This is a genomic window from Vibrio ulleungensis, from assembly GCF_016900875.1.
GTDB lineage: Bacteria > Pseudomonadota > Gammaproteobacteria > Enterobacterales > Vibrionaceae > Vibrio > Vibrio ulleungensis.
On the sequence record NZ_JAFEUM010000006.1, the window covers coordinates 1 to 13211 of the forward strand.

12 protein-coding genes, 1 tRNA gene and 2 rRNA genes are annotated in these 13211 nt (G+C 46.2%); 10 read left to right on the forward strand and 5 right to left on the reverse strand.

Annotated features, from left to right (window positions below):
* The 3 genes from JQC93_RS14215 to JQC93_RS14225 form a co-directional block, all read left to right on the forward strand.
* Nucleotides 1-170 (forward strand): 23S ribosomal RNA (locus JQC93_RS14215); the annotation flags it as partial.
* 151 nt (nucleotides 171-321) lie between these two features.
* A 5S ribosomal RNA gene (gene rrf / locus JQC93_RS14220) occupies nucleotides 322-437 on the forward strand.
* A 58-nt stretch (nucleotides 438-495) separates the two neighbouring features.
* Nucleotides 496-586, forward strand: a tRNA-Ser gene (locus tag JQC93_RS14225).
* Nucleotides 587-1228: 642 nt separating this feature from the next.
* Here the strand turns inward: JQC93_RS14225 and JQC93_RS14230 are convergent.
* Genes JQC93_RS14230 through hemC form a run of 4 tightly spaced genes read right to left on the reverse strand, consistent with a single transcriptional unit; the run spans nucleotide 1229 to nucleotide 5341 of the window.
* Nucleotides 1229-2410 carry a heme biosynthesis HemY N-terminal domain-containing protein gene (locus JQC93_RS14230; RefSeq protein WP_205159092.1) on the reverse strand — a complete coding sequence of 394 codons (1182 nt, stop codon included), beginning with the start codon at nucleotides 2408-2410 and terminating at the stop codon, nucleotides 1229-1231.
* Complete coding sequence (locus JQC93_RS14235; protein ID WP_205159093.1) at nucleotides 2407-3645, reverse strand: uroporphyrinogen-III C-methyltransferase; 1239 nt, start codon at nucleotides 3643-3645, stop codon at nucleotides 2407-2409. The genes JQC93_RS14230 and JQC93_RS14235 overlap by 4 nt, the downstream gene beginning before the upstream one ends.
* Nucleotides 3646-3664: 19 nt before the next feature.
* The gene (locus JQC93_RS14240; protein WP_205159094.1) at nucleotides 3665-4396 is read right to left on the reverse strand and encodes a uroporphyrinogen-III synthase; all 732 of its coding nucleotides are present in this window, start codon (nucleotides 4394-4396) and stop codon (nucleotides 3665-3667) included.
* 3 nt (nucleotides 4397-4399) lie between these two features.
* Nucleotides 4400-5341: a hydroxymethylbilane synthase gene (hemC, locus tag JQC93_RS14245; RefSeq protein WP_205159095.1), complete on the reverse strand. Its 942-nt coding sequence runs from the start codon at nucleotides 5339-5341 to the stop codon at nucleotides 4400-4402.
* 309 nt (nucleotides 5342-5650) lie between these two features.
* Here hemC and JQC93_RS14250 point away from each other — a divergent pair, with 309 nt between their 5' ends.
* Complete coding sequence (locus JQC93_RS14250; RefSeq protein WP_205159096.1) at nucleotides 5651-8179, forward strand: class I adenylate cyclase; 2529 nt, start codon at nucleotides 5651-5653, stop codon at nucleotides 8177-8179.
* Between the two features lie 2 nt (nucleotides 8180-8181).
* Here JQC93_RS14250 and cyaY read toward each other — a convergent pair whose 3' ends face one another.
* Nucleotides 8182-8499, reverse strand: coding sequence for an iron donor protein CyaY (gene cyaY, locus JQC93_RS14255; RefSeq protein ID WP_205159097.1), 318 nt, complete (start codon nucleotides 8497-8499; stop codon nucleotides 8182-8184).
* A gap of 84 nt (nucleotides 8500-8583) precedes the next feature.
* On the opposite strand from cyaY, the gene lptM reads away from it, so the two are divergent.
* Genes lptM through JQC93_RS14285 form a run of 6 tightly spaced genes read left to right on the forward strand, consistent with a single transcriptional unit; the run spans nucleotide 8584 to nucleotide 13200 of the window.
* Nucleotides 8584-8703 carry an LPS translocon maturation chaperone LptM gene (lptM, locus tag JQC93_RS20330; RefSeq protein ID WP_236009574.1) on the forward strand — a complete coding sequence of 40 codons (120 nt, stop codon included), beginning with the start codon at nucleotides 8584-8586 and terminating at the stop codon, nucleotides 8701-8703.
* Nucleotides 8704-8715: 12 nt separating this feature from the next.
* Entirely contained in the window at nucleotides 8716-9969 is a 1254-nt protein-coding gene (lysA, locus tag JQC93_RS14265; protein WP_205159098.1) for a diaminopimelate decarboxylase, read from the forward strand.
* Between the two features lie 9 nt (nucleotides 9970-9978).
* Nucleotides 9979-10809, forward strand: coding sequence for a diaminopimelate epimerase (dapF, locus tag JQC93_RS14270; RefSeq protein ID WP_205159099.1), 831 nt, complete (start codon nucleotides 9979-9981; stop codon nucleotides 10807-10809).
* 2 nt (nucleotides 10810-10811) lie between these two features.
* Nucleotides 10812-11507 (forward strand): DUF484 family protein, encoded by a 696-nt coding sequence (locus JQC93_RS14275; protein WP_205159100.1) that lies wholly within the window; start codon nucleotides 10812-10814, stop codon nucleotides 11505-11507.
* A gap of 27 nt (nucleotides 11508-11534) precedes the next feature.
* A complete protein-coding gene (gene xerC / locus JQC93_RS14280) occupies nucleotides 11535-12440 on the forward strand; it encodes a tyrosine recombinase XerC (RefSeq protein ID WP_205159307.1) in 906 nt (301 codons plus the stop codon).
* A 46-nt stretch (nucleotides 12441-12486) separates the two neighbouring features.
* Nucleotides 12487-13200 (forward strand): HAD-IA family hydrolase, encoded by a 714-nt coding sequence (locus tag JQC93_RS14285; protein ID WP_205159101.1) that lies wholly within the window; start codon nucleotides 12487-12489, stop codon nucleotides 13198-13200.
* Nucleotides 13201-13211: the final 11 nt, after the last annotated feature.

Genomic DNA, 13211 nt, shown 5'->3' on the forward strand with positions numbered 1-13211 from the left:
TCGATAAGCGCTGAAAGCATCTAAGCGCGAAGCGAGCCCTGAGATGAGTCTTCCCTGGCACTTTAAGTGTCCTAAAGGGTTGTTCGAGACTAGAACGTTGATAGGCAGGGTGTGTAAGTGCTGCGAGGCATTGAGCTAACCTGTACTAATTGCCCGTGAGGCTTAACCATACAACACCCAAAGGGTTTTGATGGACTCAAATAAGAACTTTGAATGTGTGATGTAACTTTTACTCTCTGTTATAGAGAAGCAGCTTTCCGAATTATTAATTTTTGCCTTTAGCCTTTTTTCGAGAAAGCTGAAGACAAATAAGAGATTTTTCTCGATGACCATAGCATTGTGGACCCACCTGATTCCATGCCGAACTCAGAAGTGAAACGCAATAGCGCCGATGGTAGTGTGGGGTTTCCCCATGTGAGAGTAGGACATTATCGGGATTTAATATCATTGTACTGAAGCACGTTAAGATAAGACTTCATTGCAATAACAATTTGTGGAGAGATGGCTGAGTGGTCGAAAGCACCGGTCTTGAAAACCGGCAACCGTTAATAGCGGTTCTAGGGTTCAAATCCCTATCTCTCCGCCACTATTCAAAACCCCAGCAGAAATGCTGGGGTTTTTGTGTTATTGGGATAGTCATTTCTTGGAAATTAATGATCTATTGGTGAATGTATCTCATACCAATAGAAGTAATTAACGGGTCAGAAAATTGCGACAAAAAAATTACTGAGAACAAGGCAAAGGTTTTCGTAGGTGGTTGTTCTACCTGTAAAATTTTCAACGCCGTTATCAGTGATTTTAACAAGCTAGAATGATCAGGTAATTGTTTTGGTTGGTATCATCCCACATAGAAGCAGTGCAGTCATAAAAGCACGGTAATGACGGCTAGCATTAATAAGCCCAATAGTTAAATGCGGCCAACAATATGAACTCTAGCATTACTCAAGTGCTGTATACGCCAACAGGCATAGATCCCTAATGCTGTATTGTGCTAAGTGTTTGTTTATCTGACGAGTTATACCAACAGCTGATGCCGATATCATTTGCCAGTCTAATACGAATAATCATCAGCTACGCCACCTCGCTGATGTAGTTGTCGTCTTAGTCATAACCATTTAGCTAGAGTGACTCGCTATCTAAGATCTAATTCCTACCTAGTGACCAATCCTTCGACATAAAAAAACACAGCGCAAAGGCTGTGTTTTTACGTTTCTATTAATGATAGAGCTTAGCTTGCGTCTACCAATGCCAAAGCCTTCTGGGCAACTTCATTGGCTGCGTTAGTGAAGTTCTGCTTATGCAGTGCATCACTCAAGTAGGCGTAGTCTTTCGTATCGCTTCGCAACTTAAGCGCAGTTTCAAACGCAAGTTGTGCAGCGCTCCAATCTTCTTCATGTAGGTGCAATTGGCCCAGTGCGCTATATGCGTCAGCTTGTTCTGGATGTTTGATCGTGTACTTCTCTAGATCTTTAATAACCGGATGACGGTCCTTAAGTTGCAACTCTGGAATGAGCTGGAACAGCGCAGCTTCAGGGTGTTTTGCAACAGTCTCTTTGATTAATGTGTAAGCGGTGCTGTCTGCGTGTCGCTCTATGAGTTGACGTACAAACGCTTCAATCAGTACTGGATCTTTGCGCTGTTTACGAGGCATGCTGTCCCAATACTTGATCAGCCCATTGGTGCCCTCAAGATTTGCGACATCTTTGAGCTTGCCACTTTGCGATAGTTGAGTCAGTTGTACCTGTTCAGGTTGTTCAAGTAAGTGTTTTTTATCCAGTGCTGGCAGAAGTTCATACAGTGGTTGCCACAATTCTAACTTCACATAACACTGCTTAATTAGCTTTAGCAGTACTGGGTTATCAGGGTACGTATTGCGAAGCGTGCTTAATACATCGAAGGCATTTTCATACTCAAGGACACTAATATGTTGTTTGGCTTTGGTTAGGCCAACGGCCAGAGTGGAATCCGGTTGCTCTGAGGCCTTTTCCAAGTACTTATCTCGCTCAGGAGTCTTTCCTTGAGCGTGTGCCGCTTCTGCAGCCACCAAATAACACAGCAAAGGTTTATCGTGATGGTTAGACCAACGGGTCACTTTCTTTTCTGCGGCCTTCCAATCGCCTTCTACAAGCTTAATGATGCCTTCGTTTGTATAGCGGCGTGCTCGTTTAAGTTTGCGAACACTAAAGTAGTTCCATGTTGCGCTGGTATAGCGAAATGACTTTTTAATTAAGGTTTCGACTAAGAACAGCAGGGCGAGCAAAATAATCACTAGGATCACAAGAGTAGTCACGCTCATTTCTAGCGTTTTATCCGCGATTGATATCAGTACATAACCTTGTTGACCCGAAAATTGCGTTCCTACAAATAGGCCGGCTGCTAAGATCGCAAATAGAAATAGAATACGTATCATGATGCCTCCTTGCTGCCTAAGGTGGTCACTTCTTTACGTAAGCGTACGCGGATGATCTCTTCTAAGATCGGTTGAGTACTGAGTTTGCTTGGATACTCGATGGAGATATCTTGATCGAGTAGTGCTTTGACTTGTTTTTGAAAGCTTTGAACTTTGGCATCATCTTGCGCAAAGTACACCGCTGACCACTCTAAAACAGTGTCGATTGATGTACGGTACAGCTCATCTTGCTCTTGATAAACACCACGGATCGCGGTTTCAAGCTTCGCCTTGGCATTCTCACGTAGGTAGAAGTGCTGCTGAGGTGACAGCAAAGGTACGGCGCTGCCATCACGGACTCGATAGGTGATGAACTGATCTGAAAACGCCTTTAAAGATGACATTAGATTATCTTGCCAGTCGGTAATGTCACTGGAGACTTCTTTAATGGCAACTTCTTCGGCTTCCGGTATAACGGCATTGGCCAGTGGCAAGGCGTCGATGGTTTTTTGCAAACTAATCAGTTTAAGAACCAGACCATCTTTATCATAGACGGGGGTCGAGCGAAGCTCGGTTAAGTCATCATTAATGTGTTGTCGTAGTTCGGTCAGGCTAGGATCGTTTAAGGCCGCAATTCGCTGATCTGCGCTTTCCATTAAGTGCGTCGCAGTAACGACATCGTGTTCTAAGTGAAGCTTGCTAGACGCTAAATTGACCAGGTAATCAGCTTCTGCCAGTAACCAATCGTTAGGACGGCGACCTTTTACATCGGTGACGGCGGACTGCAACGCTTCAATACTTTGTTGTTGCTGCGTTTGTGTCACTTCTACTCGGCTGACCATTTCTGATGTCTGTGCGGTAAGATCTTTACTCGCGTCATTCACCGATTGACTCAGCTGCTGATTATTACTGGTAATCGAGCTTTTGATAGTCGCTAACTCTTGGCTCAGTTGTTGGTTTTGCTGTTGCAAGTACCAGTAGCCGTATGCCGCGGTTATGATCGCGATAATCAGCGCAACCCACGCAATCTTGTTGCTAGGCTGCTTTTGTTTGTCTGTATCAGGCGTTTTAGGCTTAGGCTGTGACTTAGGTTTATCAGCCTGAACCGATGAGGCGTTTGACTCGTCTTTATTTGGGGTGCTTTTCGGTGATTCCTTTGCCGGAGCGGTGTCTTTCTCGGTTGTTTTGGCATCTGATGTGGAAGTAGGGGTCACGTCAGTGTCTTTGGGCTCGGAGGCGTTTGTTTTATCCGTCATACAGGAGTCCTATAGTGATTCAGCGAGCAATGTGCTGCAACAAAGTTTGGTTATCGGCTTTATGAGTTATGATTATTTGGTTAAAGCCATAATGCTGTGCCAATTTACTTATCCTAGCGCTAGTTACAAAAAGTTGCCGTGATTGTAACCAAGCTAATTGATCTAGATTGGCTTTTTTTATTAACAATTTCAATTGTTCCGCGCTGGTAACAACCAGCTTTTCGACGCCTTGTGCTTGCCAGTGTCTAAAGTGAGACTCGCTATCCCATATTACAGGGTACCTTTGGTAGCTCTCTATGTACGAGACATGAGCACCTCGGCTAGTTAATGTTTGAAATAGTAATTCCCGCCCGCTATTGCCGCGTAAAATAACTATAGAGCGCCCATCAACACTGCGCAATTTAGGGTGACTTAATAAGTGTTCGCTGTCTTCGACTGTAGGATGCAGCACCTGTTGCTTGGTAAACTGTTGCAAACAGTACGCGGAAGATTTACCCACTGCCATGTAACAAGCTGAGGTTGGCCAAGAAGAGTGGTGAGTGGTTATCCACTCATTAAGGAACATGGATGCTGGCTTGCTGACTGAGATGATGATGTCGGCTTGGGAGAGTTGTTTAAGGCAACCCTCAGACAGTGATGTGGACTGGGAAAACTCAATCAGCGGAAAGGCGATAGCCTGTATGCCTTGCAATGCCAGCTGTTGCGCTAATTCGTTGGCCGCTTGTTGCGGCCTTATGATTAGCACACTCATTAATTACGATTCCTGTTCGTAAAGTCGAGTTAATATCTCCCTTGCACCTTCATCGAGTAACTGATTGGCAAGAGAAACACCTAATGATTCACCTTGTGATTTCGGGCCGGAAATCTCACCGCGAACAATCATGCTGCCATCGGGTTCACCAACCAGGGCGCGCAAGTGTACGGTGTCGCCATCGATAGTGGCATAACTGCCGATAGGGACCTGACACCCCCCTTCTAGAGTTAAGTTCATGGCTCTCTCGCACAATACACGCTCAGTCGTTTCCTGATGGGATAATGGAGCGAGCAAGTTCAATATACGCTCGTCATCTAGGCGGCATTCGATACCTACCGCACCTTGCCCCACAGCGGGAAGCGACTGTTCCGGCTCAATAAACGATTGAATTCGCTGTTCTAGTTTAAGGCGTTTTAGGCCTGCGGCAGCCAGAATGATCGCGTCGTAGTCCCCGGCATCGAGTTTGGATAAACGAGTGCCTACATTCCCTCGAAGCTCTTTAATAATAAGGTCGGGGCGTCGCTCTTTGAGCTGACATTGACGGCGCAAGCTGCAGGTACCTACTGTTGCTCCGTGAGGGAGCTCATCTAAGCTATCATAAGTATTAGAGACAAATGCATCGCGCGGGTCTTCACGCTCACAGATGATTGCCAGCCCAAGGCCGTCAGGAAAGTCCACCGGAACGTCTTTCATTGAGTGAACGGCGAGATCGGCGCGGCCTTCTAGCATCGCGACTTCAAGCTCTTTCACAAACAACCCTTTGCCGCCCACTTTGGCTAATGGCGTATCCAATATGATGTCACCCTTAGTGACCATGGTGACCAATTCAACATTAAGTTGAGGATGATGCTTTTCCAGTTCTGCTTTAACGAATTCAGCTTGCCAAAGAGCAAGTGGGCTTTTTCTAGTCGCAATACGGACCGTATTAGTCGAGTGAGGCATGATGGTTTATGAGGTCAATTAGGTTGGTTTTATCCTAACATTCAGAGCAAGAAAGTGTACTTTTTCAGAGGTTTGTTGCGGCATTTTTTCAGCAAACGGCTCAGCCAAATGATCTAGTGTGATGTAGATCGCAAAAACTACTTGAGTCTATACAGTGCTTGAGGCAAGATGTTGCCCGACTTTAAGCACGGATGCTTGAGACGAATCCTTTACCTGATGGCCAAAAAGTGTTACATTTGTCACGTTTTTATGGTCAATTCGGTTGAGATTTATTCAACTTTGGCGTTTTGGCCCAGATAGGAAATACCTTTGCAGTCATTCACTAAAAGCATGATCCATCGTTTAGACTTGCTGAACGAGCAACGCGTTGCTCGCGCACTTGCGTTGATGGACACCAGTGCGCAAAGAGTATTCCACCTTATCCCTGCACTTTTTCACTATCAACACCCGGCATTACCAGGCTTTGTAGACGGTGACACCCCTTTTGGTATTCCTGACTTTCAGCTTGATGAGACAGCTCAACAACTGCTCGAATCTCTGGTAACAACTGAAAACACACTTCAAGCACACACTGAAACTCAAGTCCTAGGTCTTTACACTATGGGCAGCACATCATCTATTGGTCAGTCTACGACCAGTGATATCGATGTATGGGTGTGCGTGTCGTCGCTAATGTCACCAGAACAAAAATCATTGCTCAGTCATAAGTGCACATTATTGTCTCAATGGGCTTCCGAGCAGGGTGTAGAAGCAAGCTTCTTTGTTATGGACGAAATGCGGTTCAAAGCGCAACGTTCAGAAGCAATGACTGGTGACAACTGTGGTTCAAGCCAGCACATATTGTTACTCGACGAGTTTTATCGCTCGTCTATGCGAATTGCCGGGTACCGATTGTTATGGCAAGTCGTTCCACCCGAAATGGAAGAGTGCTACGACGACTATATTCAGCAGTTATGTGACAGTAATGCCATTGATTGCAGCAAATGGATCGATTTTGGTCGATTAAACTCTATTCCAGCTGAAGAGTACTTCGGCGCCAATTTGTGGCAACTGTACAAGAGCATCGACTCTCCATTTAAGTCGGTTCTTAAAGCTATTTTGTTGGAAGCGTATTCTTGGGAATACCCTAATACTCAGCTTTTAAGCCTTGATTATAAGCGCCGATTCTTTGCACATGAGCCTGATCTGTACAGCATGGATGCCTATTATCTAATGCTAGAAAAGGTAACGCGTTATTTAGAGCGCACAGGCGATCACACCAGACTTGAGCTCGTTAGACGCTGTTTCTATTTAAAAACCAAAGAAAAAATCACTCGTGAGCCAGAATCTGGCTCAGTGGCATGGCGCCGTGAAGCTCTGAAAGAGCTAACCGCTCAATGGCACTGGCAACATGACACCCTAGAGTGGCTGGATAATCGACGCAGTTGGAAGGTTGAAGACGTTAAAAGCATGCATCATCAATTGCTAGAAGCCTTGATGCTTAGCTATCGAAACCTGATCCAGTTTGCACGTCGTAATAAGATCACTTCGGCAATTAGCCCGCAAGATATCAGCATACTTGCCCGTAAGTTATACGCGGCGTTCGAAGCCTTACCGAGTAAGGTGACTTTGTTGAACCCTCAGATCGCGACCGACTTACACGAGTCTGATTTGACCTTCATCCAAGTGAATCCGGGCACAGTAAACAAACATGGCTGGTACCTTTACAAGCAACCTTTAATCGCTGAGCGCATCATTGGCCAACCTAAAATTGCGCATGATGAAAATCTCTCTAAAGTGGTCGCTTGGTCATTCTTTAATGGCTTAATTACTGAGTCCACTCGTTTGCACTCGGTAGTCAAATCATCCGACATCGATATTGATAAGTTTTATCAGATGGTTAGCGATCTAAGAAACACCTTTTCGCTTCGTAAACGAAGAGCGACGATGGAAGCGTTGGCCAGTCCATGTGAAATTAGCCAGTTAGCACTGTTTATCAATTTTGAAAACGACCCAACCAGTCGTTTAAGCAGTAAAGACGCTAAGCTCGATCCGCGCAAAGTGGATGTCTTTTCGTATGGCAAACAGAAGCAGTGTCTTATTGGCAGTGTCGATGTGGTGTACCGCAACTCTTGGCATGAAGTTCGGACAATGAGCTTCAAAGGTGAGCACAGCTTGCTTGACGCACTCAAAATGCTGCTAGGGAAAATGCACCAAGGTGCGATTCCTCCAGAATCATTGGATGTGTTCAGTTACAGTCAGAACCATCGCAACCTTATTCGCAACTCGGTCTATCAGCTGCTTGCAGAGTGTGTTCGTCTACGTTTGCAACCTGTCGAAGAGAAAGCGCAACGTGGTTACAAAACAATTGGATTGGGCCAGCAGCGCTATGGACTGTTCTTCGAACGTCGTGGGGTCTCTGTACAAGCTCTTGATGGCGGCGTCGACTTCTACCGCTCAGTGGCGGACCAAAAGCTGAATGGCTCACTATTTACCAAAATGGATCGCGATCAGTCGTTCGAGCTGCCACACGCTATCGAAACGTTTGCCAGTGAAGGGTTGATTCAGTTTTTCTTTGAAGACACTAGCGATGGATTTAACATTTACGTGCTAGGTGAGAATAACGAAGCGGAAGCGTATCATCAGCTTACTGATAAGCGCACAGATAAAAGTGAAGTTATAGCATCAATCAATCAACACTACACCGACATCAACAATGACGGCGATGTAAGTATGGCTAACTTCAATCTACCTCAGTATTACCAAATCATTCACCCTGAACAGGGCGAATGTTATGTGGTGCCTTACAGTACTGACTTTGATATAGAGTCTAGACCCTCACAAGCCGTGGGTTTGTAAGGCTACTCTGGCCAGTCTATAGGCTCATTAGCGTGTTTAACACACTCTTGTTTGACCAATTCAATGAGCTCCAACCCTGACTTTGAACAAATCCAAGCGTCTGCCTGTAGTGAAAAATGATAGCCTCCCGACTTGGACGCTAACCAAATTTCTCGCATGGGCTCTTGCTTGTTGATCACAATCTGACTGCGGTCTTCAAACTCAAGCGTAAGCACGTTACCCGTCGCTTCATAATCGATATCGGCACCCGATTCATCGATCATTTCTTCGATTTGGGTCAGCAGTGCATCCGCTAATTGGTGAAATTCACTCTCCTTCATGCTTTGTCCTATTGCTTTTCTTAATGGTGGTGCGATTATAAAGGCACTATATCACTGAAAAACAATATTGAATATCAGGCCAACATGAGAAAACTGTACATCATTGTCAGCTTAGGGTTGATGATAGGGCTTACTGGCTGCGGCCAGACAGGAGCGCTCTATCTGCCTGACGACACACAACAATCGCAACCACAACCAGATTAAAGGACAAATCGTTTGGACTACTTCAATTATCAGCAGGACGGTGAATTGTGGGCCGAACAGGTACCCTTGCGCCAAATTGCAGACACCTATGGCACACCGACTTATGTTTACTCGCGTGCTACCTTAGAGCGCCACTGGAACGCGTTTGATCGTTCCGTGGATGGGCACCCTCATTTAGTGTGTTATGCGGTTAAGGCCAATTCCAACTTAGGGGTGCTAAACACGTTGGCACGTCTAGGGTCAGGATTTGACATCGTTTCTATGGGTGAGCTTGAGCGTGTTCTTGCCGCCGGTGGCGATCCTAAGAAAGTGGTGTTTTCCGGCGTAGGTAAAACTGAAGACGAAATGCGCCGCGCTTTACAGCTCAACATTAAATGCTTCAATGTCGAATCTGAACCTGAACTGGAAAGGCTGAATAAAGTCGCCAGCGAAATGGGCGTTCGCGCGCCAATTTCATTGCGGATCAACCCGGACGTTGACGCTAATACTCACCCGTACATATCTACGGGGTTGCGTGACAACAAGTTTGGTATTGCCTTTGAGCGCGCACCAGAGGTGTATGCGTTTGCCCACGGATTACCGTCACTTGAAGTGATGGGGATTGATTGCCACATTGGCTCTCAATTGACCGACTTGGCGCCGTTTATCGATGCAACCGACCGACTATTGGGCTTGATAGACCAGCTACAAGCCAGTGGCATTGAAATCCGACATTTGGATGTTGGTGGTGGTTTAGGCGTGGTGTACCGTGATGAGTTACCGCCACAGCCGTCTGAGTACGCGAAAGCCTTACTGTCTCGGCTAGAGAACCACCCCGAGCTTGAGCTGATCTTTGAACCTGGTCGCGCGATTGCTGCGAATGCTGGGGTGTTGTTGACTAAAGTTGAATTTTTAAAACACACTGAGCACAAAAATTTTGCCATTATTGATGCCGCAATGAATGACTTGATGCGACCGGCTCTTTACTCGGCTTGGCAGGATATTATTCCTGTCGCACCAAGAAAAGGCGAAGCGCACACGTACGACTTAGTCGGCCCTATATGTGAAACCGGCGACTTTATTGGTAAAGACCGTGAGCTGGTACTGCAAAATGGCGATCTATTGGCAGTGCGCTCTGCGGGTGCGTATGGCTTTGTGATGTCATCCAACTATAATAGCCGCCCACGTGTCGCGGAAGTTATGGTGGATAAAGAAGCGACTCATATAGTTCGTCAACGCGAAACACTTTCCTCTTTGTGGGAACTCGAATCGATTTTACCGGAGTAATGCGTCGTAATGCACTTTCACTTTTCTAAAATGCACGGACTGGGTAATGACTTTTTGGTGGTGGATTGCATCACCCAAAACGTGTTTTTTTCCGCTGAACTGATTAAGCGATTGGCCGATCGTCATACTGGTGTCGGGTTTGATCAGTTACTGGTGGTTGAAGCACCGTATGATCCTGAAACTGACTTTCATTACCGAATTTTTAACGCCGATGGCAGTGAAGTGGAACAGTGTGGTAATGGTGCGCGTTGTTTTGCGCGTTTTGTGACCATGAAAGGCTTAACCAATAAACGAAGCATTAAGGTCAGCACCAAAAAAGGAAAAATGGTACTGAATTTAACTCAGGACAACTTGGTGTCTGTGGACATGGGTGTGCCCGAGTTCGAACCGAAACGCATCCCGTTTAACGCAAAACAGAAAGAAAAAACCTATATTTTACGTACTGGTGAAAAGACTCTGTTTTGCGGCGCAGTATCTATGGGTAATCCTCATGTGGTCACGACAGTGGATGATATTAATACCGATGATGTCAGCGTTTTAGGGCCAGAGCTCGAGTCACACGAGCGTTTTCCCGAACGTGTTAATGCGGGTTTTATGCACGTCATAGATCGCAAGCATATTGCGCTACGAGTGTATGAACGCGGCGTGGGTGAAACTCAGGCCTGTGGCAGCGGTGCATGCGCTGCGGTGGCCGTTGGTGTTATTCAAGGACAGCTCGACAGTGAAGTGAACGTTACTTTACTGGGTGGTGAGTTGACCATTAAGTGGGAAGGCGAAGGGAAGTCATTGTTTATGACTGGCCCTGCTACCCATGTTTACGACGGACAGATAAGCTGCTAATCATGAGCGGAGTGAATACACAAAATCAACCTCAAGAGCCTTTGAGCACAGAAGAAACCGATCTTGTTGTGGCTGAGTACCTTGAACAGCACCCTGGTTTTTTTGAGCGTCACCCAGAGTTGCTAGAAAGGTTGAATATACAAGCTAAAGACACGGGTACAGTGTCGTTGTCTGGGATCCAGTTGCAACGACAACGTAAGCGAATCCAAGAGCTTGAAGAAGAAGTGACGGACCTCATGTCTCTCGCTTCGGCAAACGACAAAACCTTTAACGAGTTTATGTCGCTACAGCAACAAGTATTGAGTTGTGAGCGTGGCAGTGACGTGATTAATGCGATTGCGACCAAAGCTCGCGATCTCAAGCTGACCGCCCATGTGGCTCTTGTCGGCAGCGAGCATTTACCGCTTTCGGCAGAAAGCTGGCATCGGTTTCAGCAAAATAATTTGCACGGTAAGTCAGCGTACCTTGGTCGATTAAAACAAGGAGATCGCAGTGCGTTGTTTGACACACTCCCTTCTTCAGTGATCCCTGAGCTGGGCTCCTACGTGATCCTGCCACTGGACAAAGCAGGTTTACAAGGGTGCTTGGTGTTTGCAAGTGAAGACGGTGGGCACTTTAGGCCAGAACAAGACACGCTGTTTTTGCGTCACTTGGCTTTAGTGACTGCCCACATGCTTGCCGACCTACCGTGGAAATAGCCGGTGACTAGTGCTAATGCGCAAGCAATGATGTCACACCAATGGGTGACATCGTTTCTTGAGTATCTCATCAACGAAAAAGGTTACAGTCCCTTAACCCAAGCCAACTATAAAACTCAACTTAATGCGATCGCGGCGTTAAGTGGTGAGTTGGGATTAACGAGCTGGGAACAGTTAGATGTTAACTGGATTAAACAGTTGGTGGCCAAAAGTGCACGTAACGGTCTTTCAAGTCGCTCTATTGCCCTTCGATTGTCGGCACTTCGCAGCTTCTTTAACTATTTAATGCTCACCGATCAAGTCACTGTGAACCCAGCCCAAGCTGTCAATGCACCGAAACAACCCAAACCGCTGCCCAAAAACCTAGACGTCGATGAAGTATCTCAGTTACTGGAAGTTAGCGACAGCGATCCCCTATCTATTCGCGATAGAGCGATGATGGAGCTGCTGTATGGCACAGGAATGCGCCTCAGTGAGTTAGTTGGCCTAACAGTGATTCAAGTGACGGATGGTCGTGATGAAATTCGCTTACTCGGTAAAGGCAACAAAGAGCGAATGGTGCCCTTTAGCGGCGAAGCCAAGCGATGGGTGGATAAGTGGCTAAGTGTGCGCCCACAACTGTTAAAGGCGCCACACAATGCGCTGTTTTTGTCTAAACTTGGTCGACAGATCTCTACGCGACAGGTGCAAGTAAGATTAAAGGAGTGGGGCCTAAAGCAGGGGGTAACTAGCCACATTACTCCTCATAAACTGCGTCATTCATTTGCAACACACGTGTTGGAGTCCAGTCAAAATCTGCGAGCTGTTCAAGAACTACTAGGCCACGAAAACCTGTCTACGACTCAAGTATATACGTCATTAGACTTTCAGCACTTAGCCTCGGTCTATGACAGTGCTCATCCTAGAGCAAAGCGCAAAAAGACCGATCAGTAATTCGGCTTGTCACCATGATTTTTGGCACACCTAGAAGGCACTCGCTATGAAGTTTTACCGCTCTTTACCTCCTTTAACTGCCATTACTTTCGATTTAGACGATACCCTCTACGACAATCACAGTGTTATGCTTCGATTGGAAGCCCGCTTTCTTGAGTGGCTAAATGACAATGCTGCGCAGATGAAGCGATGGGACCGGAAGCATTGGCGAGTATTGAGAGAGCATGCTTTACGACAAGCGCCATCGTTAAAAAATGATATGACTGCACTTCGTATTGCAACGATAGAAGCTGGATTATCAGAGCAAGGCTACACTAGGCCTCACATTGATTCGATTACGACGGCTGCAATGGAGCGGGTGTATCGATGGCGAAATGAGGTTGAGATTTTACCTTCAACACATGATGTGCTTTCCAAGTTAGCGAAAAAGTACCCCTTAGTGGCAATTACCAATGGTAATGTAGACTGTCACGCTATAGGACTAAGTCATTACTTTACTCATACTTTCTGTGCAGGACCCGATGGAGTGGCCAAGCCTGATCCACACTTGTTTAACAAAGCCGCGAAGGCGCTCGATGTAAACCCTGAGAGTATTTTACATGTTGGTGATCACTTAATTAGCGATGTTGCCGGTGCCAATGCTGCGGGGTTTAATTCAGCCTGGTTGAACACCAGTAATCGGAGCTTACGTCACTCACGGAATGTTGAGAGTCTACCGGATATTGAGCTAAGCGACCTTCGTCTGCTACTTTCGTTGTAATTTACGTGATT

What these genes read in the sequence shown, in the direction of transcription:
- JQC93_RS14240 (WP_205159094.1), bottom strand. Translation starts at nt 4,396, where the DNA reads ATGAGTGTGCTAATCATAAGGCCGCAACAAGCGGCCAACGAATTAGCG.
- lptM (WP_236009574.1), top strand. Translation starts at nt 8,584, where the DNA reads ATGAGAAAACTGTACATCATTGTCAGCTTAGGGTTGATGATAGGGCTT.
- JQC93_RS14230 (WP_205159092.1), bottom strand. Translation starts at nt 2,410, where the DNA reads ATGATACGTATTCTATTTCTATTTGCGATCTTAGCAGCCGGCCTATTT.
- cyaY (WP_205159097.1), bottom strand. Translation starts at nt 8,499, where the DNA reads ATGAAGGAGAGTGAATTTCACCAATTAGCGGATGCACTGCTGACCCAA.
- dapF (WP_205159099.1), top strand. Translation starts at nt 9,979, where the DNA reads ATGCACTTTCACTTTTCTAAAATGCACGGACTGGGTAATGACTTTTTG.
- xerC (WP_205159307.1), top strand. Translation starts at nt 11,535, where the DNA reads ATGATGTCACACCAATGGGTGACATCGTTTCTTGAGTATCTCATCAAC.
- JQC93_RS14235 (WP_205159093.1), bottom strand. Translation starts at nt 3,645, where the DNA reads ATGACGGATAAAACAAACGCCTCCGAGCCCAAAGACACTGACGTGACC.
- hemC (WP_205159095.1), bottom strand. Translation starts at nt 5,341, where the DNA reads ATGCCTCACTCGACTAATACGGTCCGTATTGCGACTAGAAAAAGCCCA.
- JQC93_RS14275 (WP_205159100.1), top strand. Translation starts at nt 10,812, where the DNA reads ATGAGCGGAGTGAATACACAAAATCAACCTCAAGAGCCTTTGAGCACA.
- JQC93_RS14285 (WP_205159101.1), top strand. Translation starts at nt 12,487, where the DNA reads ATGAAGTTTTACCGCTCTTTACCTCCTTTAACTGCCATTACTTTCGAT.